Annotated in this window: 24 protein-coding genes; 10 read left to right on the top strand and 14 right to left on the bottom strand. The window is 71.2% G+C overall.

Annotated elements, in window-relative coordinates:
• The first annotated feature begins 7 nt into the window (after positions 1 to 7).
• Entirely contained in the window at positions 8 to 643 is a 636-nt protein-coding gene (locus tag ACZ4WH_RS02010) for a uridine kinase family protein (protein ID WP_468175415.1), read from the top strand.
• Positions 644 to 810: 167 nt separating this feature from the next.
• Here the strand turns inward: ACZ4WH_RS02010 and ACZ4WH_RS02005 are convergent, their stop codons facing one another.
• Positions 811 to 1,545: a SigE family RNA polymerase sigma factor gene (locus ACZ4WH_RS02005; RefSeq protein WP_468175412.1), complete on the bottom strand. Its 735-nt coding sequence runs from the start codon at positions 1,543 to 1,545 to the stop codon at positions 811 to 813.
• Positions 1,546 to 1,786: 241 nt separating this feature from the next.
• Between ACZ4WH_RS02005 and afsQ1 the strand changes: the two genes are divergently transcribed.
• The 5 genes from afsQ1 to ACZ4WH_RS01980 all read left to right on the top strand — a co-directional run bounded on the left by afsQ1 (position 1,787) and on the right by ACZ4WH_RS01980 (position 5,829).
• Entirely contained in the window at positions 1,787 to 2,464 is a 678-nt protein-coding gene (afsQ1, locus tag ACZ4WH_RS02000) for a two-component system response regulator AfsQ1 (RefSeq protein ID WP_106980762.1), read from the top strand.
• A complete protein-coding gene (locus tag ACZ4WH_RS01995) occupies positions 2,461 to 4,050 on the top strand; it encodes an ATP-binding protein (protein WP_468175408.1) in 1,590 nt (529 codons plus the stop codon). Before afsQ1 ends, ACZ4WH_RS01995 begins: the two co-directional genes overlap by 4 nt.
• A complete protein-coding gene (locus tag ACZ4WH_RS01990) occupies positions 4,047 to 4,649 on the top strand; it encodes a hypothetical protein (RefSeq protein ID WP_468175405.1) in 603 nt (200 codons plus the stop codon). Before ACZ4WH_RS01995 ends, ACZ4WH_RS01990 begins: the two co-directional genes overlap by 4 nt.
• 307 nt (positions 4,650 to 4,956) lie before the next feature.
• Positions 4,957 to 5,520, top strand: coding sequence for a VanZ family protein (locus tag ACZ4WH_RS01985; protein WP_468175402.1), 564 nt, complete (start codon positions 4,957 to 4,959; stop codon positions 5,518 to 5,520).
• Positions 5,521 to 5,628: 108 nt separating this feature from the next.
• A complete protein-coding gene (locus tag ACZ4WH_RS01980) occupies positions 5,629 to 5,829 on the top strand; it encodes a PspC domain-containing protein (protein WP_189817805.1) in 201 nt (66 codons plus the stop codon).
• Positions 5,830 to 5,917: 88 nt separating this feature from the next.
• On the opposite strand, the gene ACZ4WH_RS01975 is transcribed toward ACZ4WH_RS01980, so the two are convergent.
• Together ACZ4WH_RS01975 and ACZ4WH_RS01970 are read right to left on the bottom strand one after the other, a co-directional pair.
• Positions 5,918 to 6,301, bottom strand: a complete 384-nt coding sequence (locus ACZ4WH_RS01975; protein WP_468175398.1) for an ATP-binding protein — start codon at positions 6,299 to 6,301, stop codon at positions 5,918 to 5,920.
• Positions 6,302 to 6,452: 151 nt separating this feature from the next.
• Entirely contained in the window at positions 6,453 to 7,616 is a 1,164-nt protein-coding gene (locus ACZ4WH_RS01970; RefSeq protein ID WP_468175395.1) for an adenosine deaminase, read from the bottom strand.
• A 134-nt stretch (positions 7,617 to 7,750) separates the two neighbouring features.
• On the opposite strand from ACZ4WH_RS01970, the gene ACZ4WH_RS01965 reads away from it, so the two are divergent.
• Positions 7,751 to 8,512, top strand: a complete 762-nt coding sequence (locus ACZ4WH_RS01965) for a dienelactone hydrolase family protein (RefSeq protein ID WP_468175392.1) — start codon at positions 7,751 to 7,753, stop codon at positions 8,510 to 8,512.
• Positions 8,513 to 8,528: 16 nt separating this feature from the next.
• Here the strand turns inward: ACZ4WH_RS01965 and ACZ4WH_RS01960 are convergent, their stop codons facing one another.
• The gene (locus ACZ4WH_RS01960; RefSeq protein WP_468175389.1) at positions 8,529 to 9,482 is read right to left on the bottom strand and encodes a LysR family transcriptional regulator; all 954 of its coding nucleotides are present in this window, start codon (positions 9,480 to 9,482) and stop codon (positions 8,529 to 8,531) included.
• A 63-nt stretch (positions 9,483 to 9,545) separates the two neighbouring features.
• Between ACZ4WH_RS01960 and ACZ4WH_RS01955 the strand changes: the two genes are divergently transcribed.
• Together ACZ4WH_RS01955 and ACZ4WH_RS01950 are read left to right on the top strand one after the other, a co-directional pair.
• On the top strand, positions 9,546 to 10,829 hold the full coding sequence (locus ACZ4WH_RS01955) for an MFS transporter (protein WP_468175386.1): 1,284 nt from the start codon (positions 9,546 to 9,548) through the stop codon (positions 10,827 to 10,829).
• 148 nt (positions 10,830 to 10,977) lie between these two features.
• A complete protein-coding gene (locus ACZ4WH_RS01950) occupies positions 10,978 to 11,991 on the top strand; it encodes a sigma-70 family RNA polymerase sigma factor (RefSeq protein ID WP_468175383.1) in 1,014 nt (337 codons plus the stop codon).
• Here the strand turns inward: ACZ4WH_RS01950 and ACZ4WH_RS01945 are convergent.
• Positions 11,875 to 12,261 (bottom strand): STAS domain-containing protein, encoded by a 387-nt coding sequence (locus tag ACZ4WH_RS01945; RefSeq protein ID WP_468175380.1) that lies wholly within the window; start codon positions 12,259 to 12,261, stop codon positions 11,875 to 11,877. The genes ACZ4WH_RS01950 and ACZ4WH_RS01945 overlap by 117 nt on opposite strands.
• An 81-nt stretch (positions 12,262 to 12,342) precedes the next feature.
• Between ACZ4WH_RS01945 and ACZ4WH_RS01940 the strand changes: the two genes are divergently transcribed.
• Complete coding sequence (locus ACZ4WH_RS01940; RefSeq protein ID WP_468175377.1) at positions 12,343 to 13,263, top strand: AEC family transporter; 921 nt, start codon at positions 12,343 to 12,345, stop codon at positions 13,261 to 13,263.
• 7 nt (positions 13,264 to 13,270) lie between these two features.
• On the opposite strand, the gene ACZ4WH_RS01935 is transcribed toward ACZ4WH_RS01940, so the two are convergent.
• The 9 genes from ACZ4WH_RS01935 to ACZ4WH_RS01895 all read right to left on the bottom strand — a co-directional run bounded on the left by ACZ4WH_RS01935 (position 13,271) and on the right by ACZ4WH_RS01895 (position 23,552).
• Positions 13,271 to 13,855, bottom strand: a complete 585-nt coding sequence (locus tag ACZ4WH_RS01935) for a Uma2 family endonuclease (RefSeq protein WP_468175374.1) — start codon at positions 13,853 to 13,855, stop codon at positions 13,271 to 13,273.
• A 95-nt stretch (positions 13,856 to 13,950) separates the two neighbouring features.
• On the bottom strand, positions 13,951 to 15,228 hold the full coding sequence (locus tag ACZ4WH_RS01930; protein WP_468175573.1) for a thymidine phosphorylase: 1,278 nt from the start codon (positions 15,226 to 15,228) through the stop codon (positions 13,951 to 13,953).
• 80 nt (positions 15,229 to 15,308) lie between these two features.
• A complete protein-coding gene (locus ACZ4WH_RS01925) occupies positions 15,309 to 15,713 on the bottom strand; it encodes a cytidine deaminase (RefSeq protein ID WP_468175371.1) in 405 nt (134 codons plus the stop codon).
• Complete coding sequence (locus ACZ4WH_RS01920; RefSeq protein ID WP_468175368.1) at positions 15,710 to 16,996, bottom strand: ABC transporter permease; 1,287 nt, start codon at positions 16,994 to 16,996, stop codon at positions 15,710 to 15,712. Before ACZ4WH_RS01920 ends, ACZ4WH_RS01925 begins: the two co-directional genes overlap by 4 nt.
• A complete protein-coding gene (locus tag ACZ4WH_RS01915) occupies positions 16,996 to 18,123 on the bottom strand; it encodes an ABC transporter permease (RefSeq protein WP_468175365.1) in 1,128 nt (375 codons plus the stop codon). Before ACZ4WH_RS01915 ends, ACZ4WH_RS01920 begins: the two co-directional genes overlap by 1 nt.
• A complete protein-coding gene (locus ACZ4WH_RS01910) occupies positions 18,120 to 19,646 on the bottom strand; it encodes an ABC transporter ATP-binding protein (protein ID WP_468175570.1) in 1,527 nt (508 codons plus the stop codon). The genes ACZ4WH_RS01915 and ACZ4WH_RS01910 overlap by 4 nt, the downstream gene beginning before the upstream one ends.
• A 196-nt stretch (positions 19,647 to 19,842) precedes the next feature.
• On the bottom strand, positions 19,843 to 20,898 hold the full coding sequence (locus ACZ4WH_RS01905; RefSeq protein WP_468175362.1) for a BMP family lipoprotein: 1,056 nt from the start codon (positions 20,896 to 20,898) through the stop codon (positions 19,843 to 19,845).
• A 300-nt stretch (positions 20,899 to 21,198) separates the two neighbouring features.
• Positions 21,199 to 22,434 (bottom strand): amidohydrolase, encoded by a 1,236-nt coding sequence (locus ACZ4WH_RS01900; RefSeq protein WP_468175359.1) that lies wholly within the window; start codon positions 22,432 to 22,434, stop codon positions 21,199 to 21,201.
• A 653-nt stretch (positions 22,435 to 23,087) separates the two neighbouring features.
• A complete protein-coding gene (locus ACZ4WH_RS01895) occupies positions 23,088 to 23,552 on the bottom strand; it encodes a hypothetical protein (protein WP_468175356.1) in 465 nt (154 codons plus the stop codon).
• Positions 23,553 to 23,600: the final 48 nt, after the last annotated feature.

Below are 23,600 nucleotides of genomic sequence, written 5' to 3'. Positions count from 1 at the left end.
GTGTTCCGTGAGCCTTCATCCTCCGTCTCCCGCCCGTGTCGTGCTGCTGTGCGGCCCCTCGGGCTCGGGCAAGTCACTCGTCGCCGCCCGTTCCGGGCTCCCCGTGCTGCGCCTGGACGACTTCTACAAGGAGGGTGACGACCCGACTCTGCCCCTGGTGGAGGGGAGTTCGGACATCGACTGGGACCACCCGGAGTCGTGGGACGCGGACGTCGCGGTCGAGGCCATCGCCCGGCTGTGCGCCACGGGGTCGACGCCGGTGCCGGTGTACGACATCTCGCTGAGCGCCCGTACCGGCGAGGAGACGCTGCACATCGGCCGTACCCCGCTGTTCATCGCGGAGGGCATCTTCGCCGCGGAGATCGTCGAGCGCTGCCGGGAACGCGGCCTGCTCGCGGACGCGCTGTGCCTGTCCCGGGGCCCGGTCACCACCTTCCGGCGGCGCTTCCTGCGCGATCTGAAGGAAGGCCGTAAGTCGGTGCCGTTCCTGCTGCGCCGCGGCTGGCGGCTGATGCGCTCGGAGCGGTCGATCGTCGCCCGCCAGGTGTCGCTCGGCGCGCACCCCTGCGACCGGGACGAGGCGCTGGGCCGGCTCGCGGCAGCGGCGGCGGGCCGGCAGGTACGGCAGCGGACGGTGGCGTAGCGCTCGCAGGAGCCTCGTACCGACGGGACGGAGAAAGGGGCTGGTAGGCCCCCCGGCCCACCAGCCCCGCTCCCGTTACTGCCCCCGTTTCCCCCGTTTCCCCCGTTTTCCCCCGAAGGTCCACCCCCCAGTGGCCCCCCGTTCTTCCCCCGTTGTCCCCCCTGACCTCAGGCGACCAGTTCGCCGAAGGCGTCCTCCTCGTCACGGCCGAAGCTGAGGACCTCGTCCTCGCGCAGCCGGCGCAGCGAGCGCCAGATGCTGGACTTCACCGTGCCGACGCTGATGCCGAGGATCTCCGCGATCTCCGGGTCCGTGCGGCCCTCGTAGTAGCGCAGGACCAGCATGGTGCGCTGGAGTTCGGGCAGCCGGGCCAGCGCCTGCCACAGGACCGCGCGCAGCTCGGTGCCGCGCATCGCGTCCGTCTCGCCGGGCGTCTCCGGCAGTTCCTCGGTCGGGTACTCGTTCAGCTTGCGGCGCCGCCAGGCGCTGATGTGCAGGTTGGTCATGGTGCGGCGGAGGTATCCGCCGACCGCGGCCTTGTCGCTGATCCGGTCCCACGCCTTGTACGTCGAGAACAGCGCGCTCTGGAGCAGGTCCTCGGCCTCGAAGCGGTCGCCGGTCAGGTGGTAGGCGGTGGCGTACAGGGAGGCGCGGCGCTCCTGGACGTAGGCGGTGAACTCCGCCTCGGTCAGCGAACGGCGCTCCCCCGAGTCCTCCCTGTACGCGGCTCCCCCGTGAGCCTCCCCCCGTGCGTCAACCACCGCCATGTACGCGGTGTGCTGACGCCCGGTGCCGCGAGCGCACCCCCGCCCGCTCACAGCACCGGACTTCTCGTTGCCCCGGTGCACGTCGTGCAGACGCGTGACCACTGCGCTGGTGCTGATGCTGTGCAGCGTGTTCATCTCGCGCTCCCCGTCGTGGACTTCCGGTGACTCGGTCCTGCCCGGGCTGGTTCCGGCCGGCGGCCTTGCCCGTGCCCAAAAGACTGCCGGGGTGACTTCATGGCCGTGTCTGCCGACTGTCACAGACCTGTCACAGGGCTCCCACCCATGGAGGTCACACACCGCGCACAGGTGGTGGCGTTACGGAAGGCCTGGTGCCGGCAGGTCGTACGGCGACCCCTCCATGGGCCAGAATGAGCCCGTGCCTTCCCTGTTGCTGATCGAGGACGACGACGCCATCCGTACGGCCCTGGAACTCTCCCTGACGCGCCAGGGACACCGGGTGGCCACCGCTGCCAGCGGCGAGGACGGTCTGAAGCTGCTGCGCGAGCAGCGGCCGGACCTCATCGTGCTGGACGTGATGCTGCCCGGCATCGACGGGTTCGAGGTGTGCCGGCGCATCCGGCGCACGGACCAGCTGCCGATCATCCTGCTGACCGCGCGCAGCGACGACATCGACGTCGTGGTCGGCCTGGAGTCCGGCGCCGACGACTATGTCGTCAAGCCGGTGCAGGGACGGGTGCTGGACGCCCGCATCCGGGCCGTGCTGCGGCGCGGGGAGCGCGAGTCCAGCGACTCGGCGACCTTCGGCAACCTCGTCATCGACCGGTCGGCGATGACCGTCACGAAGAACGGCGAGGATCTCCAGCTGACCCCGACCGAGCTGCGGCTGCTGCTGGAGCTGAGCCGGCGGCCCGGTCAGGCGCTGTCCCGGCAGCAGTTGCTGCGGCTGGTGTGGGAACACGACTATCTCGGTGACTCGCGCCTGGTCGACGCGTGTGTGCAGCGGCTGCGCGCGAAGGTCGAGGACGTGCCGTCGTCGCCGACGTTGATCCGTACCGTGCGTGGTGTCGGCTACCGCCTGGACGCCCCTCAGTGACCGATACGCAAGGGGGGCTGCGCGGCTGGGCCGCGGGGCGCAGGGGAAGTCTGTCGCGGCTCAGGTTCACCAGCCTCAGGCTGCGACTGGTCGTCGTCTTCGGACTGGTGGCCCTCACGGCCGCCGTGTCGGCGTCCGGCATCGCCTACTGGCTCAACCGGGAGGCCGTGCTCACCCGCGCCCAGGACGCGGTGCTGCGCGACTTCCGGCAGGAGATGCAGAACCGCGCGGGCGCGCTGCCCGAGCATCCGACGCAGGACCAGTTGCAGCGCGCGGCGGGCCAGATGGCCGCCAGCAGCCAGCGCTTCAGCGTGCTCCTGGTCGCCCAGGACTCCGACGGCAAGACCGTGTACGGCAACTCGGGCGGCATCAACGGCTTCGCGCTGGAGGACGTCCCCGAGTCGCTGCGCGCGGCCGTGACCAAGCGGCAGAAGGTGACCGACTCCAACAAGGAGCCGTACCACCTGTACTGGCAGCGGGTCGTGGACCACGGCACGCCGTACCTCGTGGCCGGTACGCGCGTGATCGGCGGCGGTCCGACCGGGTACATGGCGAAGTCCCTGGAGCCGGAGGCGAAGGACCTCAACTCGCTGGCCTGGTCGCTGGGCATCGCCACCGGACTCGCGCTGATCGGCGCCGCGCTGCTCGCGCAGGCCGCCGCCACGACCGTGCTGAAGCCGGTGCACCGGCTCGGCGTGGCCGCGCGGCGGCTCGGCGAGGGCAGACTGGACACCCGGCTGCGGGTGTCCGGCACCGACGAACTCGCCGATCTGTCCCGGACGTTCAACAACGCGGCCGAGGCGCTGGAGCAGCGGGTCGCGGAGATGGCCGCCCGGGACGACGCCTCGCGCCGCTTCGTGGCCGACATGAGCCATGAGCTGCGGACGCCGCTCACCGCCATCACCGCCGTCACGGAGGTGCTGGAGGAGGAGCTGGAGGCGGAGACCGGGAGCATGGACCCGATGATCGAGCCCGCCGTCCGGCTGGTGGTCAGCGAGACCCGGCGGCTCAACGACCTCGTCGAGAACCTGATGGAGGTCACCCGCTTCGACGCGGGCACCGCCCGGCTGGTCCTGGACGACGTCGACATCGCCGACCAGATCACCGCGTGCATCGACGCCCGCGCCTGGCTGGACGCCGTCGAGCTGGACGCCGAGCGCGGCATCCACGCCCAGCTGGACCCGCGCCGCCTGGACGTCATCCTCGCCAACCTGATCGGCAACGCCCTCAAGCACGGCGGGTCGCCGGTGCGGGTGTCGGTCCGGGAGGCGGACGACTCGATCGAGATCCAGGTCCGCGACCACGGGCCCGGCATCCCTGAGGACGTCCTCCCGCACGTCTTCGACCGCTTCTACAAGGCGAGCGCCTCCCGGCCGCGCTCCGAGGGCAGCGGACTCGGCCTGTCCATCGCCCTGGAGAACGCCCACATCCACGGCGGCGAGATCACCGCCGCCAACTCCCCGGACGGCGGCGCGGTGTTCACGCTCCGGCTGCCACGGGACGCCTCGCGGCTGACCGAGGAGGACGGCGAGGACACCGACGGCGGCGACACCGGCCAAGACAGCTCGGGGAAGGAGGGGTCATGACCGTACGACGCCTGCTGGCGCTGCCCCTCCTGGGCGCGCTGCTCACCGGCTGCGGCATCCGGGCCACGGAGGTGCCGACCGACTTCGGGCCGGCGCCGTCCCGGGTGCCGTGCTCGCTGGCCGGGCCCGATGTGTCCGCGCAGTCCTCGCGCGGGGTGCCGGTGCAGGTGTTCCTGCTGTGCGGGGCGTCCCTGGTCGCCGTCGACCGGACCGTGCGGGTCCCGGAGGGCACGCCGGACGCCCGGCGCCGCGTCATCGTGGCGCAGGGGCTGCTGGACCAGCTGGCCACGTCGCCGTCCGCCGCGGAGCGCTCCGCGGGCTATACGACGTACGTGCCGGGCGGGCTCCGGGTGAGCGGGCCCGGCCCCAGGGACCCCGAGGACACGCTCCGGCTCAGCACGGCGCCGTCGCGGCTCACGTCCTACGCCCTGGCCCAGGTGGTGTGCACCCTGTCCGACTCGGCGGCGACGGAGGACGACGGCTCGGTCATCCTGGCCGGCCCCGGCCCGGACCCCCTCCGCCGCTACGCATGCACCGACGAGGTCCGCGACCACCCGGGCACCACACAGCCGCCGTCCAGCGGGGTACCGGGGACGTAACGGCTGCGCCTGGCTTCGGCGGCGCGGCGAGCCCCCACCGTGGGGCTGCGCCTGGCTTCGGCGGCGCGGCGGACCCCCACCGTGGGGCTTCCGCCCGTCGCCCGACCGCGGGTCCGCCGTGGCCGCTCGCGCAGTTCCCCGCGCCCCTTCGGGGCGCTGCCCAGCTGCGGGCAGTCGGGCCGCTGCGCCCACCCCCGGCCCACAAGAGCACCCAGCACCTGTCGGCACCCAGCCACCGCACACGGCACACAAGCCAAAACGTTTTCACTGCGGAACCAATCGGCCCCACCCCCGCGTCTAGGGGGTCGTGCAGCGTCAAGGCTCCATCGGCGGCAGCGCCGCGATCCGCATCCGTGTGACAGGAGGTGTCCTCCTCGTCGCACATCTCGCCCTCGTCGCCTGGCTGATGCTGCGCCCCCTGGACGTCCCCTGGGTGATGCCCCCGAACCTGCGCCCCCTGGCCGGCATCCGGGCCGACCTGGCGCTGGGCTGGCCCCATGCGGTCAGACCCCTCGGCGAGGGACTCGCGCTGCTGGCCCCGCTGGGCGTGCTGCTCCCGATGACGCACGGCAGGCTCACCGTCTCCCCGGTCGCGTCCCTGATCCGTACGGCCGCGGCCGGCGCCCTCGTCTCCCTCGGCATCGCCCTGTTGCAGACCGGCGTGCCGGGCAGGGTCGTGGACGTCGACTCGCTGCTGCTGAACACGGCGGGTGTCGTCCTGGCCCACCTGGCCGTCGTACCGGCGGCCCGCGCCCGGCTGCGGCGCCGGGAGGCGCGGGAACCCGGCGCGGCCGAACCGGCGGTCACTGTCCAGGAGGAGCTGTCTCAGGGCCGTACCCCGACGATTCCCAGGGTCGGGATCGCCCCTTAGAGTGATGCTTCGTCCCCTTCGTCTCCGTACCGTTGAAGGCAGTTGAGGGGCCCCGCACGGGGCCCGCCACCGGCTCGTGAGCGAGCCGACGACCACGGAGGAGCCGACATGACCGCCCTTGCCCGCCCCACCCACGGCCGCGTGATCGGCGGAGTCTGCGCCGGACTGGCCCGGCGCTTCGGCACCTCGGCCACGACGATGCGGGTGATCTTCCTGGTGTCCTGCCTGCTGCCGGGCCCGCAGTTCCTGCTCTACATAGCGCTGTGGCTGCTGCTGCCGTCCGAGGACAAGGCCCGCACCGCCTGGTGAGCCCGGGAACGGACCCGGGCCCGGGCACGCCACAGGGGCGCGTCCGGACGTACCGGAGCGCCCCGCGCGCGTCGGACGGAAGCCGGGCTCAACCGACCGGGATACCGTTGATCGGCACCCCGTGCGTGGGCAGCCCCTGCAACGGCATCCCGCCGAGCAGGCCGGCGACCGGCCTGGTCGGACCCTCGGCGAGGACGCTCTCGACGGCAGGCTGCGCGGCGGCCGCGCCCTTGGCGGCGACCGGCACCGCCGCGGCGACACCCCGCTTGGCCACGGGCTTCACCGTCTTCACGGCACCGCTGTCCGGCAGCGCCTCGATGATCTGCCCGGGCGGCAGCATCTTGGTGACGGTGTTCAGCGTCTGACCGGCGTCCGGGCTGGCCGGGGCCGCGTCGGCCGCGCCCGCACCGGCGGCGGCGAAAGCGGCGCCGAGGGCGGCGACACCGAGGGTCTTGGCAGCAGACTGCTTCATGGTGAATGCGTCCTTGCATGCGGAGGCGGGAGATCACAAACGATCTGAGCGGTCCACGACCGTAAACATCCCCGGCCGTCCGCCGCAAACACCGAAATGCGGACGCCTTGTGAGAATGCGCCCGCATTCCGTACCGGCAGACACCCGGCCACTACCCCTCGGAACCGCCAGAACCGCTGGTAGACGCGGTCTGCCGGAACAACCATTCGGATTTCAGCTCGGCATATCCGGGCTTGATGACGTCATTGATCATCGCGAGTCGTTCATCGAAAGGAATGAACGCTGATTTCATCGCATTGACGGAGAACCACTGTAGGTCGTCGAGCGTGTAACCGAACGCCTCGACGAGGTGCTCGAATTCCCGGCTCATGGTGGTGTGCGACATCAGCCGGTTGTCGGTGTTCACGGTGGCCCGGAAGTGCAGCCGGCGCAGCAGCCCGATGGGGTGCTCGGCGTAGGAGGGGGCGGCCCCGGTCTGGAGGTTGGAGCTGGGGCACAGCTCCAGCGGAATCCGCTTGTCCCGCACATAGGAGGCGAGCCGGCCCAGTTTCACCGAGCCGTCCTCGCGGACCTCGATGTCGTCGATGATCCGCACTCCGTGTCCGAGCCGGTCGGCGCCGCACCACTGGAGCGCCTGCCAGATGGACGGCAGTCCGAAGGCCTCGCCGGCATGGATGGTGAAGTGGTTGTTCTCGCGCTTGAGGTATTCGAAGGCGTCCAGGTGCCGGGTGGGCGGGTAGCCGGCCTCGGCGCCGGCGATGTCGAAGCCGACCACACCCGAGTCCCGGTAGCGGTTGGCGAGTTCGGCGATCTCCAGGGAGCGGGCCGCGTGCCGCATGGCGGTCAGCAGGGCGCCGACCCGGATGCGGTGACCGTTCTCGCGGGCGAGCCGCTCCCCCTGCCGGAACCCCTCGTTGACGGCTTCGACGACCTCCTCCAGGGTCAGCCCCCGGTCGAGGTGCTGCTCGGGTGCGTACCGCACCTCGGCGTAGACGACCCCGTCCTCGGCGAGGTCCTCGGCACACTCCCGGGCGACCCGGACCAGGGCCTCCTTGGTCTGGAGCACGCCGACGGTGTGCCGGAAGGTCTCCAGATACCGTTCCAGCGAACCGGAGTCGGCGGCCTCCTGGAACCAGATGCCCAGCTTGTCGGGATCGGTCTCGGGAAGGTCGGCGTACCCGGTCTCCCGGGCGAGGTCGACGACGGTACCCGGGCGGAGCCCGCCGTCGAGATGATCGTGCAGCAGTACCTTGGGCGCCCGGCGGATCTGGTCCGCGGTGGGGGCGTTCCCGGTCGGTGCGGTCTGGCTCGTCATTTCCGCACTCTAACTCCTACGCGCGTAGAGCGCCGGGTGCCCGCGACAGCGGTTTTCCGGCGCTTTTCCGTCGATACGCAACGGTGACCGCGCGTACGGGTTTCGTACACCGCGCCTTCTGACACTGTTCTGCCATGGGACAGCAAGCGTCGCCGGGCCGAACGGCCGGGCTGGGGAAGGCAGTCGGTGCGGAGCCGACGTCGGTGAGCGGAGCGGTGCTGCTGCTCCCCGGCGGGGAGGAGGTCTCCGTCCGCCGGCCGTCCCCTGTCCGGGCGATGACCCTCATCCGCTCCCTGGGCCGCGCGCTCGCCCGCGCGGGCCGGGGCGAGGGGCTGGCCGTCCATCCCGTGCAGTACCGCTACCGCGGCTGGAACGGCAGCGAGGCCCATCCGGCGGCGGATGCCGAGTGGGCCGTCGACGAGGTCGTACGACGGTACGGGGACGTTCCCGTGTGCCTGGTCGGCGTGGACATGGGCGGACGCGCGGCACTCCGGGCCGGTGGGCACGAGGCGGTCAACTCCGTGGTGGCGCTGGCCCCCTGGCTGCCGGAGGAGGACGTCGCCGCGCCGGTCGAGCCGGTGAAGCAGCTGGCGGGGCGCCGGGTGCTGATCGCGCACGGCACGAACGACGAACGGACCGATCCCGAGCTGTCGTTCCGGTTCGCGGCGCGGGCGAAGAAGGCGAACCGGGAGGTGTGCCGGTTCGAAGTGCACTCCGACGGACACGGGCTGCACGGGCACCGCGATGAAGTGCTGTGTCTGACGGTGGATTTCGTGATGGGCGCGCTGTTCGGGCACTCCGTGTCCCGCCCGGTGGAGGACGCGCTGGCCGCACCGCCGCCGATCGGCCTGCGGATGCCGTTGGCCGCGGGGTTCGGCCGGTCGTTGAAGCGGTAGGGGTCGGGGGCCGCCCCTAGGCGGGCAGCAAGTTGCCCCTTCTCGAGAGCAGGAACTTCTTGAAGGCGGCCACCGGCGGGGTGTCCGGGCGGTCCGCCAGCCAGGCCACGCCGATTTCACGGGCCGCCTTCGGGGCCGTGACCGTCAGTTCCACCACGCCCGGGCGCGGGACCGTCGGCGGGGGCAGGAGCGCCACCCCCAGGCCCGCCGCCACCAGGCCCCGCAGGGTCTCCGCCTCTTCGCCCTCGAAGGCGACGCGGGGCTTGAAGCCGGCCTCGCGGCAGAGGTCGTCCGTGATGCGGCGCAGGCCGTAGCCCGGTTCCAGGGTGACGAACGTTTCGTCGGACGCCTCGGCCAGGCGGATGCGGCGGCGGGCCGCCAGGCGGTGGTCCGCGGGGACGACCAGGCGGAGTTTCTGCTCGTCCAGGCGACGGGCGACCAGGTCGGGGGCGTCGGGGACGGGTGAGGTGAGACAGAGGTCCAGTTCGCCGGCGCGCAGCCGCTCCAGCATGGCCTCACCGTAGTTCTGGACGAGGCTGAAGCGGACGCGCGGGTGGTCGGCGCGGAAGGCGTGCAGCAGGCCGGGCACGGTTTCGGCGCCCATGGTGTGCAGGAAGCCGAAGGCGACCTTGCCCGTGGCCGGGTCGGCGTCCGCGCGGACCTCCTCGGCGGCGCGTTCGATCTCGGCGAGGGCCCGCTCGACGGAGGCGAGGAAGGTACGGCCCGCGGTGGTCAGGGAGACCGTGCGGCCGTGGCGGGCGAACAGGTCGACGCCCAGGTCCTGCTCCAGGCGGACCATCGCACGGGACAGGGTGGACTGCGGGACGTTCAGCTCGTGGGCGGCCCGGGTGACGTGCTCGGTGCGGGCCACGCCGGCGAAGTACGCGAGGCGGGGCGCGAGCAACAGCGCCATGTCTTCTGTGTCACTGGACGGTGACAGTCGCGCCTGTGAGCTTTGCTGATGCGCCATGGGAACGATTATGGCGATTCCATGCATTGGACGCATGAGAGGGGCCGTGCCTACGGTCGAGGCATGTCTCCCGCCAGTACCGGGGCGTCCACCAGCGTGGGCGCCGTTCCGCCCGTCCGTACCTCCGACTCCGACTCCCGGCTGACCCCGGGCGGCCCCGGCTACCGCCGGATGAGCCTCGCCCTCTTCCTCGCCGGAGTCGCGACCTTCGCCCTGCTCTACTCCACCCAGGCCCTGCTGCCGCTGATCTCCGGGGAGTTCGGGGTCGCGGCGAGCGAGGCGAGCTGGACCGTGGCCGCCGCGACCGGTGGGCTGGCGCTGTTCGTGCTGCCGATGAGCGCACTGTCGGAGCGGTTCGGCCGCCGTACGGTGATGACGGCCTCGCTGGCCGTCGCCGTCACGGTCGGCATGCTGGTGCCCTTCGCGCCGTCGCTCGGCGCGCTGGTGGTGCTGCGGGCGGTGCAGGGCGCGGCGCTGGCCGGGCTGCCGGCCTCGGCGCAGGCGTACCTTGCGGAGGAGGTGCGGCCGAAGGCGCTGGTCACGGCGATCGGGCTGTTCGTCGCGGGCAACAGCGTGGGCGGCATGAGCGGCCGGGTGATCACCGGCTGGGTCGCGCAGGAGTGGGGCTGGCGGGTGTCGGTCGGGGTGATCGGCGCGCTCGCGGTCGCCTGCGCGGTGGCGTTCCGGCTGCTGCTGCCGGCCCCGCGGCACTTCACGGCGGGTTCGCTGCGCCCGCGGGTCCTGCTCGACACCGTGCGCGGCCACCTCTCCGATCCGCTGCTGCGTCGCCTGTACGCGATCGGCGCGCTGTTCATGACCGTGTTCGGCGGTGTCTACACGGTGATCGGCTACCGGCTGACGGCGGCGCCGTTCGGGCTGCCGCAGGGCATCGTGGGCTCGATCTTCCTGGTCTACCTGGTGGGTACGGTCTCCGCGTCGGCCGCGGGCCGGCTGGTGGGCCGGTTCGGCCGCCGGGGCGCGCTGTATCTGGCGGGCGGTACGACGGCGGCCGGTCTGCTGCTGTCCCTGACCGCCTCCCTGGTGCTGGTCCTGGCGGGCCTGGTGCTGATCACGGCGGGCTTCTTCGCGGGGCACGCGGTGGCTTCCTCGGCGGTCAGCAAGACGGCCACGCACGGCCGGGCCCAGGCGTCGGCGCTGTACCAGTCCGCGTACTACATCGGCTCCAGCGTCGGCAGTACGGTCGGCGCGCTGGCCTTCCACGCGAACGGCTGGGCGGGCACGGTCGGTGTCGGCCTCCTCGCGGTCCTCGGTGTCGTCACGATCACCGTCCTGGGCTCGCGGGCGGCCCGGGTGGCGGCCCGGCGGGAGCCGGTGGGCGCGCACTGAGTCGCGCACGCCGCTCAGCTTCCTGAAGCAACCGCTGTGAGCTGGGCCTTTTCCCACTCCGGGGGCCATTGTCAGTGGGCTGCGGTAGCTTCCCAAGTGCTGGGGCGCGAAGGCGCGCTACAGGGACGGCCACAGGGGTGGGTGGACGATGGGCAACAGCACGGCGACGGCGGATCTCGACGTCGCACTGGAGAAGCACCGGACCGAGCTGACCGGGTACTGCTATCGGATGCTCGGTTCGTCCTTCGAGGCCGAGGACGCGGTGCAGGACACCCTGGTGCGGGCCTGGCGGAGCTACGAGAAGTTCGAGGGCCGTTCCAGCCTGCGCTCGTGGCTGTACCGGATCGCGACGAACGTGTGCCTGGACATGCTGACGGCGGGCGGCAAGCGGGCCCGGCCGATGGACCTGTCGGAGGCGACCCCGCTCGCGCGGGCGGCGCTGTCGCCGCGCCCGGACAACACCTGGCTGGAGCCGATGCCGGACGCGCGCGTGCTGCCGACCGTGGAGGACCCGGCGGAGGCGGCGGTCGCCAAGGAGTCGGTCCGGCTCGCCTTCATGGCGGCCCTCCAGCAGCTGCCGCCCAAGCAGCGGGCGGTGCTGATCCTGCGCGAGGTGCTGGCCTGGAAGGCGAGCGAGGTGGCCGAGCTGCTGGACACCACGGTCGCGTCGGTGAACAGCGCCTTGCAGCGGGCCCGGGCCACGCTGGCGGAGCGCGGGGACGCGGGCGCCGAGGGGGCGGTGTCCGATCCGCTGGACGAGGAGCAGCAGAAGCTGCTGGAGCGTTACGTCAAGGCGTTCGAGGGCTATGACATGACGGCGCTGACGGCGCTGCTGCACGAGGACGCCATCATGACGATGCCGCCGTTCGACCTGTGGCTGCGCGGCACCGCGGACATCACCGGCTTCATGACCACGCTGGGCGCCTCCTGCGCCGGTTCCCGGCTGCTGGCGGTCCAGGCCAACGGCCTGCCGGGCTTCGCGCACTACAAGCCGGACCCGGACAACGGCGGGTTCAGTCCGTGGGCGGTGCAGGTGCTGGAGATCTCAGACGGCCGGATCACCGGTTTCCACTGCTTCCTCGACACCCAGCGCTGGTTCCCGCTCTTCGGCCTGCCCCTCCACCTGGAAGCGGAGTCCGACGAGGTCGAGAAGGGCGTGTAGCGCGGGGTCGGGGTCCCGCAGCCGTATCCGCCCGCCGGCCCGGCGGGCGGTCAGCTCCAGCCGGGCCAGCAGGTCGACGGCCGCCAGTCCCGGCGGCCCGAGTCCGCCCACGTCACAGACGACCACTCCGGCCCCGCCGGCCTCCAGCAGCGCCCGCAGGTCGGCACACAGCCCCGGTACGTCGTCCCGGCGAACGGGTCCGGGCAGCACCAGCACGGCGGGGGTCTCGGCATCCACGTGCGGTAGACCGCGGGGGCGGGCGGAACTCATCGGGGGCGCGGGCTCACGCTGTGTCCCGGCCGGCGGAGATCACATTGACCCGTGCCCCTGCCTGCTCGCAGGGTTGGCCCTGTGGCGGGTGTGCTGAGCGGGTTCGCGGTGATCGCGGTCGTCATCGGGGTGGGCTATGTGCTCGGGCGGCGCGGGACGCTCGGCGGGCACGGCGGCGAGGTCCTGACACGGCTGGCCTTCACGGTGGCCGGTCCGGCGCTCCTCTTCACGACCCTCGCACGTGCCGACCTGTCGGTCCTCTTCTCCGGCCGTCTACTCGTGACGGCGCTCAGTACGGCCGTGGTCGCCGGGGTCTTCGTGGCGGTCGGGGCGGTACGACGCTGGGGGATGGGCCGTACGACGATCGGCGCGCTGTGCTCCGGTTACGTCAACTCGGGCAACCTGGGCATCCCTATCGCCGCGTACGTGCTGGGCGACGCGTCCCTGGTGGCGCCGGTGCTGCTGTTCCAGGTCGTCCTGGTCACACCGGTCGCCCTCACGGTCCTGGATCTGTCCGGCAGCGGCGAGAAGGGCACGGTGTGGCTGCGCCTGCTGACTCCGCTGCGGAATCCGGTCGCGGTGGGCTCGCTGTCGGGTGTGGTGGTGTCGGCGGCGGGCCGGCACCTGCCCGGTCCGCTGCTGAACCCCCTGACCCTGATCGGCAACATGTCCGTCCCGGCGGCCCTGCTGGTCTTCGGCATGTCGCTGCACGGCAGCCCGGCGCCCGGCCGGGGACGGGACGGTCACCTGGTCCTGCTGTCCGTCGCGCTGAAGTCACTGGGCCAGCCGCTGGTGGCGTGGGTGCTGGCCCGGTGCGTCTTCGGCCTGCACGGCGCCCCTCTGCTGGACGTGGTGGTGACCGCGGCCCTCCCGGGCGCCCAGAACCTCTACACCTACGCCAGCCGCTACCGGGTGGCCGAGTCCCTGGCCCGCGAGTCGATCCTGCTGTCGACGGTGGTGTCGGTACCGGTGCTGGTGGGGGTGGCGGCGGTGTTGGGCTGACGCCGGATCAGTCGACCGGGAACTCGCTCGTGTCGAAGGTGAGTCCGAACGGCTCCGGCAGCTCGATGAGGTCGCCGAACTTGACCGCCCTGAGGACCCGGTAGACGTCACCCTTCGGCTCGCCGTAGAGCGTCGCGGTGGGGCCTCCGGGGGCCCAGCGGTCGAGCAGGAGGTACAGCGGGATACCGGCGGTGGCGTAGGCGGCGGGCTTGCTGACGCGATCGTGGCCGGCGTTGGACTTGGAGGTGACCTCGACGACGAGTTCGGCGAGGGCGGCGGGGATGTGGGAGTCCGACTCAGGATGCTCCGGCACCGGAGCCACCACCAGGTCCGGGATGAGCATGCCCAGTCGGGACGGCACGGCGACGGCCAGTGTCTGGAAGATTTCCCAGTCTTCGGGGATCACGGAGTAGAGGCGACGCTGAATGCGGGCCGCGATCACATTGTGGCGAAACGCGGGAGCAGGTGACACGGTGATGATCCCCTCGATGATCTCCACCTTGCTGCCCTCGGGCCATTCCATCTCCTCCCAGTACCGGACGAGGTCGTCCCAGTTCTGGTCGGAGTCCTGGCTGACGGTGAGTGCGCTCATGGCGGTCTCCTATCGCTGCGTCACCGATCCCAGCATGCCGAACGGGACCGGTGGGGGTCCACCGGTCCCGTTCACCCGAATGAGGAAAGCCCAGGTCAGGCGATACGTTCCCGCACCACCGGCGTGGCCTGGAAAGCCGTGCCCGGGGCCGCGATGTCGTAGGAGCCCTCCACCGCCTGGAGCGCGTACGCGAAGCGCTCCGGGGTGTCCGTGTGCAGGGTCAGCAGGGGCTGGCCCTCGGTCACCGTGTCGCCCGGCTTGGCGTGCAGCTCGATGCCCGCGCCCGCCTGCACCGGGTCCTCCTTGCGGGCCCGGCCCGCGCCGAGGCGCCAGGCGCCGACCCCGATGTCGTACGCGTCGAGGCGGGTCAGGACGCCGGAGGCCGGGGCCTTGACGACGTGCTGCTCCTTCGCGGTGGGCAGCGGCGCGTCCGGGTCGCCGCCCTGAGCCGCGATCATCCGGCGCCAGACGTCCATCGCCGAGCCGTCGGCGAGGGCCTTCGCCGGGTCGGCGTCCTTCACCCCGGCGGCGTCCAGCATCTCGCGGGCCAGCGCCAGCGTCAGTTCCACGACGTCCGCCGGGCCGCCGCCCGCCAGGACCTCCAGCGACTCGCGGACCTCCAGGGCGTTGCCCGCGGTCAGGCCCAGCGGGGTCGACATGTCCGTCAGCAGCGCGACCGTCTTCACGCCGTGGTCCGTGCCGAGGCCGACCATCGTGGACGCCAGCTCGCGGGCGTCCTCGATCGTCTTCATGAAGGCGCCCGTGCCCACCTTCACGTCCAGGACCAGGGAGCCGGTGCCCTCCGCGATCTTCTTCGACATGATCGAGGAGGCGATCAGGGGGATCGCCTCGACCGTGCCGGTGACGTCCCGCAGGGCGTAGAGCTTCTTGTCGGCCGGGGCCAGGCCGTCGCCCGCCGCGCAGATCACGGCACCGACACCGTCCAGGACGTTCAGCATCTCCTCGTTGGAGAGCAGGGCGCGCCAGCCGGGGATCGACTCCAGCTTGTCCAGGGTGCCGCCGGTGTGGCCGAGGCCCCGGCCGGAGAGCTGGGGGACGGCCGCGCCGCAGGCCGCGACGAGCGGGGCCAGCGGCAGGGTGATCTTGTCGCCGACGCCGCCGGTGGAGTGCTTGTCGGCCGTCGGGCGGGACAGCGAGGAGAAGTCCATGCGCTCACCGGAGGCGATCATGGCCGCGGTCCAGCGGGCGATCTCGCGGCGGTTCATGCCGTTCAGCAGGATCGCCATGGCGAGCGCGGACATCTGCTCGTCGGCGACCTCGCCCCGGGTGTACGCGTCGATGACCCAGTCGATCTGCTCGTCGGTCAGCTCACCGCGGTCCCGCTTGGTGCGGATGACGGAGATGGCGTCCATGGCCATGGCGGGTGGAGTTCCTTCCGGGAGGTGCGAAGTGTGCGGCCCCCCTGCGAGCGGGGCAGGGGGGCCGTACGGCATTACTGGGTGAGATGGTCCGGGCCGAAGGCCTGGGGCAGCATCTCGGAGAGCGGGAGGACGCCCGCCGGGGTGTCCAGCAGCAGGTCAGGGCCGCCGAACTCGTAGAGCAGCTGGCGGCACCGGCCGCACGGGACCAGCAGGGCGCCGGTGCCGTCGACGCAGGTGAAGTGCGTCAGCCGGCCGCCGCCCGACCGCTGGAGCGCCGAGACCAGACCGCACTCGGCGCACAGGCCGAGGCCGTAGGAGGCGTTCTCGACGTTGCAGCCGGTGACCGTGCGGCCGTCGTCGACCAGGGCCGCCACGCCGACCGGGTAGCCGGAGTAGGGGGCGTAGGCGTGGGACATGGCCTCCCGTGCCTCGGCGCGCAGGGACTCCCAGTCGAAGTCGGCGGCTTGCCCGGTCACTTGCCCTGGCCCTTCCGGTAGCGCATGCCGTCCGCCTTCGGCATCCGCAGGCGCTGCGCGGACAGCGACAGCACGAGCAGTGTGACGACGTACGGGGTGGCGCCGACGAAGTCGCTCGGGACCTCGTCGGTGAGCAGGTACCAGACCAGGACCAGCGCGGCCATGACGGCGCTGACCACACCCTGCACCAGGGCCTTCTTGTAGAGCTTCCAGCCGGCCAGCAGCGCGAGCAGGACGACCAGGAGCAGGAGCAGCGCGTGGACGGTCACGCCGCCGTTGCGCAGCTGGAGGGCGTCGGAGTAGCCGAACAGGCCCGCGCCCATGGCGAGGCCGCCCGGGCGCCAGTTGCCGAAGATCATGGCGGCGAGACCGATGTAGCCGCGGCCGCCGGTCTGGCCCTCCAGGTACGTGTGCGAGGTGACCAGCGCGAGGAAGGCGCCGCCGAGGCCGGCGAGGCCGCCGGAGACGGCCACGGCCGCGTACTTGTACCGGTAGACGTTGACGCCGAGGGACTCCGCGGCGATCGGGTTCTCGCCGCAGGAGCGCAGCCGCAGCCCGAACGGGGTTCGCCACAGCAGCCACCAGCTGCCGACGAACAGCAGCACGGCGAGGATCGTCACCACGGACAGGTTGGTGATCAGGCCGCCGATGATGCCGGCGAGGTCGGAGACCAGGAACCAGTGGTGCTTCTCGATCGACGCGAGGCCGTCCGAGAGGCCGGGGAGGGTGATGTCGGGCAGCGAGTCCACGGGCGGGGACGCCTTGGGGTTGCCACCCGCCTCCGCGGCCTTGCCGTCGGCGAAGAACAGCTTGGCCAGGTACTGCGTGGCGCCGAGCGCGAGCAGGTTGACGGCGACGCCGGAGACGATGTGGTCGACGCCGAAGGTGACGGTGGCGACGGCGTGCACCAGGCCGCCGAGGACACCGAAGCCGATGCCGCACAGCAGGCCGAGCCAGGGGCTGGACTGCCAGCCGATCCAGCCGGCGCCGAAGGTGCCGAGGATCATCATGCCTTCGAGGCCGATGTTGACCACGCCGGCCCGCTCGGACCACAGGCCGGCGAGGCCCGCGAGGCCGATCGGCACGGCGAGGCCGAGGGCGGCGCCGACCTGTCCGGCGGAGTCGAGCTGATTGGCGCCGGTGATCAGGCGGACCGCGGACAGGAGCAGCAGCGCGCCCGCGACGATCATGAGGGTCAGGCCGAGGGAGCGGCCGGAGCGCTGGGGCGCGCCCGCCGCCTTGGGGGCCGCCGGCGGCGGCGCGTCGGTCATCGTGGCAGTCATCACGCCACCTCCTGCTTCTTCGTCGCGGCGGCGGCCTGGGCGGCGAGTTCCGCGCCGACCTTCTGCTGCTGGCGCTTCATGCCGTAGCGGCGTACGACCTCGTAGGCAATGACGACGCACAGGACGATGACGCCCTGGATGACGCCGAGGATTTCCTTGTCGTAGCCCTGGAATTCCAGGTGGTTGGTGGTGCGCTCCAGGAAGCCCCACAGCAGGGCGCCGAGCGCGATCCCGATCGGGCTGTTGCGGCCGAGCAGCGCGATGGCGATACCCGTGAAGCCGATGCCGGCCGGGAAGTCGTTGCTGAACTGGTGGCTGTCGTTCAGCAGGGTCGGCATGCCGATCAGACCGGCCACCGCACCCGAGATGATCATGCTGGTGGCGACCATCTTCTTCACCGAGACGCCGCTGGCGCCGGCCGCGCTCTCGGACTGGCCGACGGTGCGCAGGTCGAAGCCGAACCGGGTGCGGCCGAGCACGAACCAGTACGCGACACCGACGAGCACGGCGACGACGATGAAGCCCCACAGCACGCCGGCCGGGCCGGTGTCGAAGCTGAAGAAGTACGAGGACGTGGGCAGCGGCTTGGTGGAGACGAGGGTGCCGGCCTGGTCCAGCTGGCCGAGCTTTCCGGGCTGGAGCAGGTAGGCGATGATCGCGGTGGCGATCGAGTTCAGCATGATGGTCGAGATGACCTCGCTGACGCCCCGGGTGACCTTGAGGATGCCCGCGATGGACGCCCACAGGGCGCCGGTCGCCATGGCGCAGATGATGATCAGCGGGATGGCGAGCCAGCCGGGCACGGTGAGCGCCCCGCCGAGGACGGCGGCGATGAACGCGGCGAGCCGGTACTGGCCGTCGACACCGATGTTGAACAGGTTCATGCGGAAGCCGATGGCCACCGCGACACCCGCGAGGTAGTACGTCGTCGCCTTGTTCAGGATGTAGACCTGGCTGTCGCTGGCGAAGCCGTAGGTCGTCATGTCGCTGAACGCGGCGCCGGGGTCCTTGCCGGTCGCGAGGATCACCACGGTGGTGACGACGAGCGCGGCGACGATCGCCAGCAGCGGCGCGGCGACGCCGAGGAGCAGCCGCTCCTTGTCGATCCGTGAGGTCAGCTTGTTCATCGCTCGTCGTCCTCTGTGTGCTCCAGGTGGCCGGTGGCCGCACCCGTCATGGCGGAGCCCAGCTCTTCGGGGGTGATCGTGGCGGGGTCGGCGTCGGCGACCAGACGGCCGCGGTACATCACCCGCAGGGTGTCGGAGAGCCCGATCAGCTCGTCCAGGTCGGCGGAGATCAGCAGGACGGCCAGGCCCTCGCGGCGGGCCTCACGGATGTAGTCCCAGATGGCCGCCTGGGCGCCGACGTCCACACCACGGGTGGGGTGGGCGGCGATGAGCAGCTTGGGGTTGTGGCTCATCTCGCGGCCGACGATCAGCTTCTGCTGGTTTCCGCCGGACAGCGAGGCGGCGGTGACGTCGATGCCGGGGGTGCGGACGTCGTACGCCTCGACGATGCGCTGGGTGTCGGCGCGGGCGGCCTTGAGGTCGAGCAGTCCGCCGCGCGAGTTGGGCCTCTCGGTGACGTGGCCGAGGATGCGGTTCTCCCACAGCGGCGCTTCCAGCAGCAGGCCGTGGCGGTGGCGGTCCTCGGGGATGTAGCCGATGCCGGACTCGCGGCGGTCGCGGGTCGGGGCGTGGGAGATGTCGGTGCCGTCGAGGGTGACGACGCCGGCGTCGGGCCGGCGCATGCCCATGATCGCCTCGACCAGTTCGGACTGACCGTTGCCCTCCACACCGGCGATGCCGAGGACCTCGCCCTTGTGGATGGTGAAGGAGATCTCGTCCAGGATGATCCGCTCGATGCCGTCGAGGTCGGTCTGCGCCAGGTGCAGGCCGTCCACGGTGAGCATCGGGACGTCCGTGACGGTGGACTCCTGGGTCTCCGGGGTGGGCAGCTCGCTGCCGACCATCAGCTCGGCGAGCTGCTTGGGGGTGGTGCCGCGCGGGTCGACCGTGCCGACGGTGGTGCCGCGCCGGATGACGGTGATCTCGTCGGCGACGGAGAGCACCTCGCCCAGCTTGTGCGAGATGAAGATGACGGTGAGGCCCTCGGCCTTGAGTTCGCGCAGGTTGTCGAAGAGGGCGTCGACCTCCTGCGGCACGAGGACGGCGGTGGGCTCGTCCAGGATGAGGGTCTTGGCGCCGCGGTAGAGGACCTTGAGGATCTCCACGCGCTGGCGGTCGGCGACGCCGAGTTCCTCGACCAGGGCGTCGGGACGGACGCCGAGGCCGTAGGCGTCGGAGATCTCCTTGATCCTGGCGCGCGCCTTGCCCCCGATGCCGTACAGCTTCTCCGCGCCGAGGACGACGTTCTCCAGGACGGTGAGGTTGTCGGCGAGCATGAAGTGCTGGTGCACCATGCCGATGCCGCGGGCGATGGCGTCGCCGGGGTTGTGGAGGACGACCCGTTCGCCACTGACGGTGATGGTGCCCTCGTCCGGCTGCTGCATGCCGTAGAGGATCTTCATCAGGGTGGACTTGCCGGCGCCGTTCTCACCGCACAGGGCGTGGACGGTGCCCGTGCGGACCGTGATGTCGATGTCGCGGTTGGCGACGACGCCGGGGAAACGCTTGGTGATGCCGCGCAGTTCGACGGCAGCGGGAGGGCTGGACGCGTTGATGGCGCACTCTCCTCGGGGAAAGGGGCTGCGGGGAGGGGGCAGGCGTCGGCGACGCTAGCGCGGCAACTCCGTGCTACACGCGTAGAGTTGACACATTGTTATGGCTCGGCGGGGGGCTTCGAAGGCGCCCCCGCCGAGCCCGGGTCCGATGGGACCCATCAGGTCACGGGGTGGTCTTGACCTTGATCGAACCGTCGATGATCTTCTTCTGCGCCGCGTCCAGCTTGGCCTTGATGTCGTCGATGAAGCCGCCGCTGGTGGCCAGGGAGACGCCGTCCTTGGCGAGCGAGTAGGTGTTGGTGCCGGTCAGCGGCTTGCCGTCGTGGACCGACTTGACCAGGTCGTAGACACCGACGTCGACGTTCTTGACGACCGAGGTCAGGATCGAGTTCTTGTACTTGGCCAGACCCGGGATGCTGTACTGGTCCGAGTCGACGCCGACGGCCCAGGCGCCCTTCTTGCCGGCCACGGCCTCGATGGCGCCGTTGCCGGAGGAGCCGGCCGCCGTGTAGACGACGTCCGCACCGTTGTCGAGCATGCCCTGCGCGGCCTCCTTGCCCTTGTCGGGACTGGCGAAGCCGGAGGTGTCCGAGCCGTGGGACAGGTACTGCGTGTCGACCTTGATCTTCGGGTTGGTGTCCTTGACGCCCTGGACGTAACCCGCCTCGAACTTCTTGATCAGCGGGACGTCGACACCGCCGATGAAGCCGACGTGCTTCGTCTTGGTCTTCAGCGCGGCGGCGACACCGGCCAGGTAGGAGCCCTGCTCCTCGGTGAAGGTGATGCTGTCGACGTTGTTGCCCTGGACCACCGAGTCGACGATGCCGAAGGTGGTCTTCGGGTACTTCTTGGCGACCTTGTCCATCGAGGCGGCGTAGGCGTAGCCGACACCGATGATGGGGTTGTAGCCCGCGTCGGCCAGGTCCGACAGGCGCTGCTCGCGGTCGGCCTCGGTGTCCGAGGTCTTCGCGGTCAGCTCCTTGATCTCGCCGCCGAACTCCTTCTTGGCCTTGTCGACACCGCGCGCGGCGGAGTCGTTGAACGAGCGGTCACCACGGCCGCCGACGTCGAAGGCGAGACCGACCTTGACGCCCTTGCCGTCACCCGAGGCGGACGAGCCCGTCTCGTTCTCGGAGGAGGTGCTGCCACAGGCAGTGGCAGTCAGTGCGAGTGCTGCGGACGCGATACACGCAGCGGAAAGCTTGGCTACCCGGCGCACGGGAAGGCTCCTTCACCTGACCTGAGCGCCTTGGCGGCGCTTGATGTGAGCACCATGTCAGTGCTCAAGCCGAGACGCCCCGGCGGCGTCGGCTTCGCGGCATCGTAACGCGCGTAGATGTCGCAAAAAACCCTCTCGCGAAGCCGTTATCGATTCGAGGCAAACACTGCCTGAACTCGGTGTCTTGGTCATCTCATGCCGCTGTTGCGGACAGTGCACGATTGGCTTGCATCCGTGTTGCGCCGGACAGGACAGCGGCCCCCGGCCGGCCCGGGAAGGGGCTCGGAGGGGGCCGTCCGCTCAGGGCTGCGACCCGTTGGTGTCCAGGAACGCGGCGGCGGTGAACATCTCCACACCCACCGTGATCGCGTGCTCGTCGGCGTCGAAATCGCCCTGGTGGAGATCGCGTACCGTGCGCTCGCCGGGCCGGCGCACCCCGAGCCGGGCCATCGCGCCCGGCACGTGCTCCAGGTACCAGGAGAAGTCCTCGCCGCCGAGGCTCTGCTCGGTGCTCTCCACGGACCTCATCCCGCGTCGGGCGACCATGGCCCGGCGCAGCAGCTCGGTGGACTCCCGGTCGTTCACGACCGGCGGCACCCCGCGCACATAGGTGATCTCGGACTTGGCCCGGTGCAGGGTGGCGACCTCGTCGATCGCCGCGTGCACGATGTCGGGGGCCTGCCGCCAGGCGTCCAGGTCCAGCAAGCGCACGGTCCCGGACAGTTCCGCGTGCTGCGGGATCACGTTCGGGGCGTGGCCGGACTCGATACGGCCCCAGGTGAGCGCGAGACCGGCGCGGGTGTCGAGCCGACGGGCGATCAGCGCGGGGACGTCGACGGCGACCCGGGCGGCGGCGGTGACCAGGTCGGTGGTCAGGTGGGGGCGGGCGGTGTGCCCGCCGGGGCCGTCGAGCGCGATCTCCAGGCGGTCGCAGGCGCTGGTGATCGGCCCGTGCCGCAGCCCGACCTTCCCGGCCTCCACCCTGGGGTCGCAGTGGACGGCGAGGATGCGGCCGACCCCGGTCAGCGCGCCGTCCTCGATGGCGTCCAGGGCACCGCCGGGCAGCACCTCCTCGGCGGGCTGGAAGAGCAGCCGCACCGGGCGGGACAGCAGGCCCTTGGCGTGCAGGTCGGCGAGGACCAGTCCGGTGCCGAGGACGACGGTCGTGTGCACGTCGTGACCGCACGCGTGCGCCCGGTCGGGCACGGTCGACCGGTAGGAGCAGTCGGTCTTGGTGTCCGGGATGGGCAGGGCGTCGATGTCGGCGCGCAGCGCCAGCACGGGGACGGACGGGTGCTCACCCTCCGCGAGACCGATGTCACAGACGAGTCCCGTTCCGGTGCTCAGGACGCGGGGCTTGAGCCCGGCCTGCTCCAGCCGCTCCTTGATCGCGGCGGTCGTACGGAACTCCTGGTTGCCCAGCTCGGGGTGCATGTGCAAGTCGCGTCGGAACGCGACGAGTTCGGCGTGCAGGGACTCGCTCAGCACGCCGGGGAGCACATCCCCCGGGAGGCCGGCCTCGGACTCTAGGGACATCAATTGCTTCACCCTCTGAAGGGTAGGACGCCCGGCTGGTCAACTACCCCACGATCAACAAAAGTTCAGCCCGTTAGGGGAATAAAATCTGACCGGCGGACGCATGGCGGTGAACTCTGGTGGGTAAAACCTCTGTTTCCTCTTCCACGCATACCACGCCTCGCCGGGATCACGCGCGCCATGTCCACGAACCGGACCACGCCGGGTCCCGTCCCGGCAGGGTCCGCCGACGTGAGCGACTCGACCGCGGACTTCCTCCGGACGACCCGTACCTCCTACGACACGATCGCCAAGGACTACGGCGCCCGCTTCCCTCCCAGGGGGGTTCCACCCGCTGGACCGCACCCTGATCAGGACCTACGCCGAGCTGGTCACGGCGAAGGGCTCCGCTCCCGTCGCCGACCTGGGCAACGGCCCCGGGCACAGCGTCCTCGCCCACGGGGGTTCCTGCTGGCGCGCCGGGGGGTGAGGCGGGGCGGGTGCCAGGCCCTGCCGTTCGCATCAGGCCGGTCGCGAGGTGCGGTGCCTTCGAGGCGAGCCGAGCGCTCATACGCTCCTCAAGATCGACGGGCCTCGCTCCGCCTAATGGGTGCACTTGAGGCCGGGAAGCGTTGTGGGCCGGCCGGGAAGGCCCGGCCGGCCCGAAAGCGTCGTCAGCCCGCCGTGCCGTCGGGCTCGCTCCGGAAGCAGTCGGACACCACCGTGACCTCGATCATGGACGAGCGCTCGCTGTCGGCGGGCTCCCGCCACAGGCGGAGGTCGGCGGACAGATGGCCGTCGGGTGAGTTGGCCACGATCTGCGGGAGCTTCGCCCGACTCTTGTCGGGACCGTCCTTGACGATCTTCCAGCCCTTGGCCGTCAACTGCGCGCGCAGGCGGTCCAAGGCCCTTTCGAGGTCGTCGCCCGGCACGCCGTAGACGCTCCACGGGTGCCGCATGCGATGCACCTCGTCCTCCTCCGGATACGACGAGCAGGGGGTGGTCACGGCACCCGACTGGGTCACCTTGCCCTTCACCGCCAGGATGTCGAGGATCTCGCTGGACGCCCGCTCGACGCTCTGCTTGACGGCTCGCTCGTCGCGGATGTCCACCTTCTTCTCGTCCTTCTGGTCGCTCACCTGAGAGCAGCCTCCCAAGAGGATGGCGGTCAATGCCGCGCTTACAGC

The sequence above is a fragment of the Streptomyces sp. NPDC029138 genome, assembly GCF_055564375.1.
Note: the sequence above shows the minus strand (reverse complement) of the source record. Positions and strands in the feature narration are given on the sequence as shown.

Coding starts and splice junctions, on each gene's coding strand:
- ACZ4WH_RS02005 (WP_468175412.1), bottom strand. CDS start 1,545: ATGAACACGCTGCACAGCATCAGCACCAGCGCAGTGGTCACGCGTCTG.
- ACZ4WH_RS01990 (WP_468175405.1), top strand. CDS start 4,047: ATGACCGTACGACGCCTGCTGGCGCTGCCCCTCCTGGGCGCGCTGCTC.
- ACZ4WH_RS01980 (WP_189817805.1), top strand. CDS start 5,629: ATGACCGCCCTTGCCCGCCCCACCCACGGCCGCGTGATCGGCGGAGTC.
- ACZ4WH_RS01975 (WP_468175398.1), bottom strand. CDS start 6,301: ATGAAGCAGTCTGCTGCCAAGACCCTCGGTGTCGCCGCCCTCGGCGCC.
- ACZ4WH_RS01970 (WP_468175395.1), bottom strand. CDS start 7,616: ATGACGAGCCAGACCGCACCGACCGGGAACGCCCCCACCGCGGACCAG.
- ACZ4WH_RS01965 (WP_468175392.1), top strand. CDS start 7,751: ATGGGACAGCAAGCGTCGCCGGGCCGAACGGCCGGGCTGGGGAAGGCA.
- ACZ4WH_RS01960 (WP_468175389.1), bottom strand. CDS start 9,482: ATGGCGCATCAGCAAAGCTCACAGGCGCGACTGTCACCGTCCAGTGAC.
- ACZ4WH_RS01955 (WP_468175386.1), top strand. CDS start 9,546: ATGTCTCCCGCCAGTACCGGGGCGTCCACCAGCGTGGGCGCCGTTCCG.
- ACZ4WH_RS01950 (WP_468175383.1), top strand. CDS start 10,978: ATGGGCAACAGCACGGCGACGGCGGATCTCGACGTCGCACTGGAGAAG.
- ACZ4WH_RS01945 (WP_468175380.1), bottom strand. CDS start 12,261: ATGAGTTCCGCCCGCCCCCGCGGTCTACCGCACGTGGATGCCGAGACC.
- ACZ4WH_RS01935 (WP_468175374.1), bottom strand. CDS start 13,855: ATGAGCGCACTCACCGTCAGCCAGGACTCCGACCAGAACTGGGACGAC.
- ACZ4WH_RS01930 (WP_468175573.1), bottom strand. CDS start 15,228: ATGGACGCCATCTCCGTCATCCGCACCAAGCGGGACCGCGGTGAGCTG.
- ACZ4WH_RS01920 (WP_468175368.1), bottom strand. CDS start 16,996: ATGACTGCCACGATGACCGACGCGCCGCCGCCGGCGGCCCCCAAGGCG.
- ACZ4WH_RS01915 (WP_468175365.1), bottom strand. CDS start 18,123: ATGAACAAGCTGACCTCACGGATCGACAAGGAGCGGCTGCTCCTCGGC.
- ACZ4WH_RS01900 (WP_468175359.1), bottom strand. CDS start 22,434: ATGTCCCTAGAGTCCGAGGCCGGCCTCCCGGGGGATGTGCTCCCCGGC.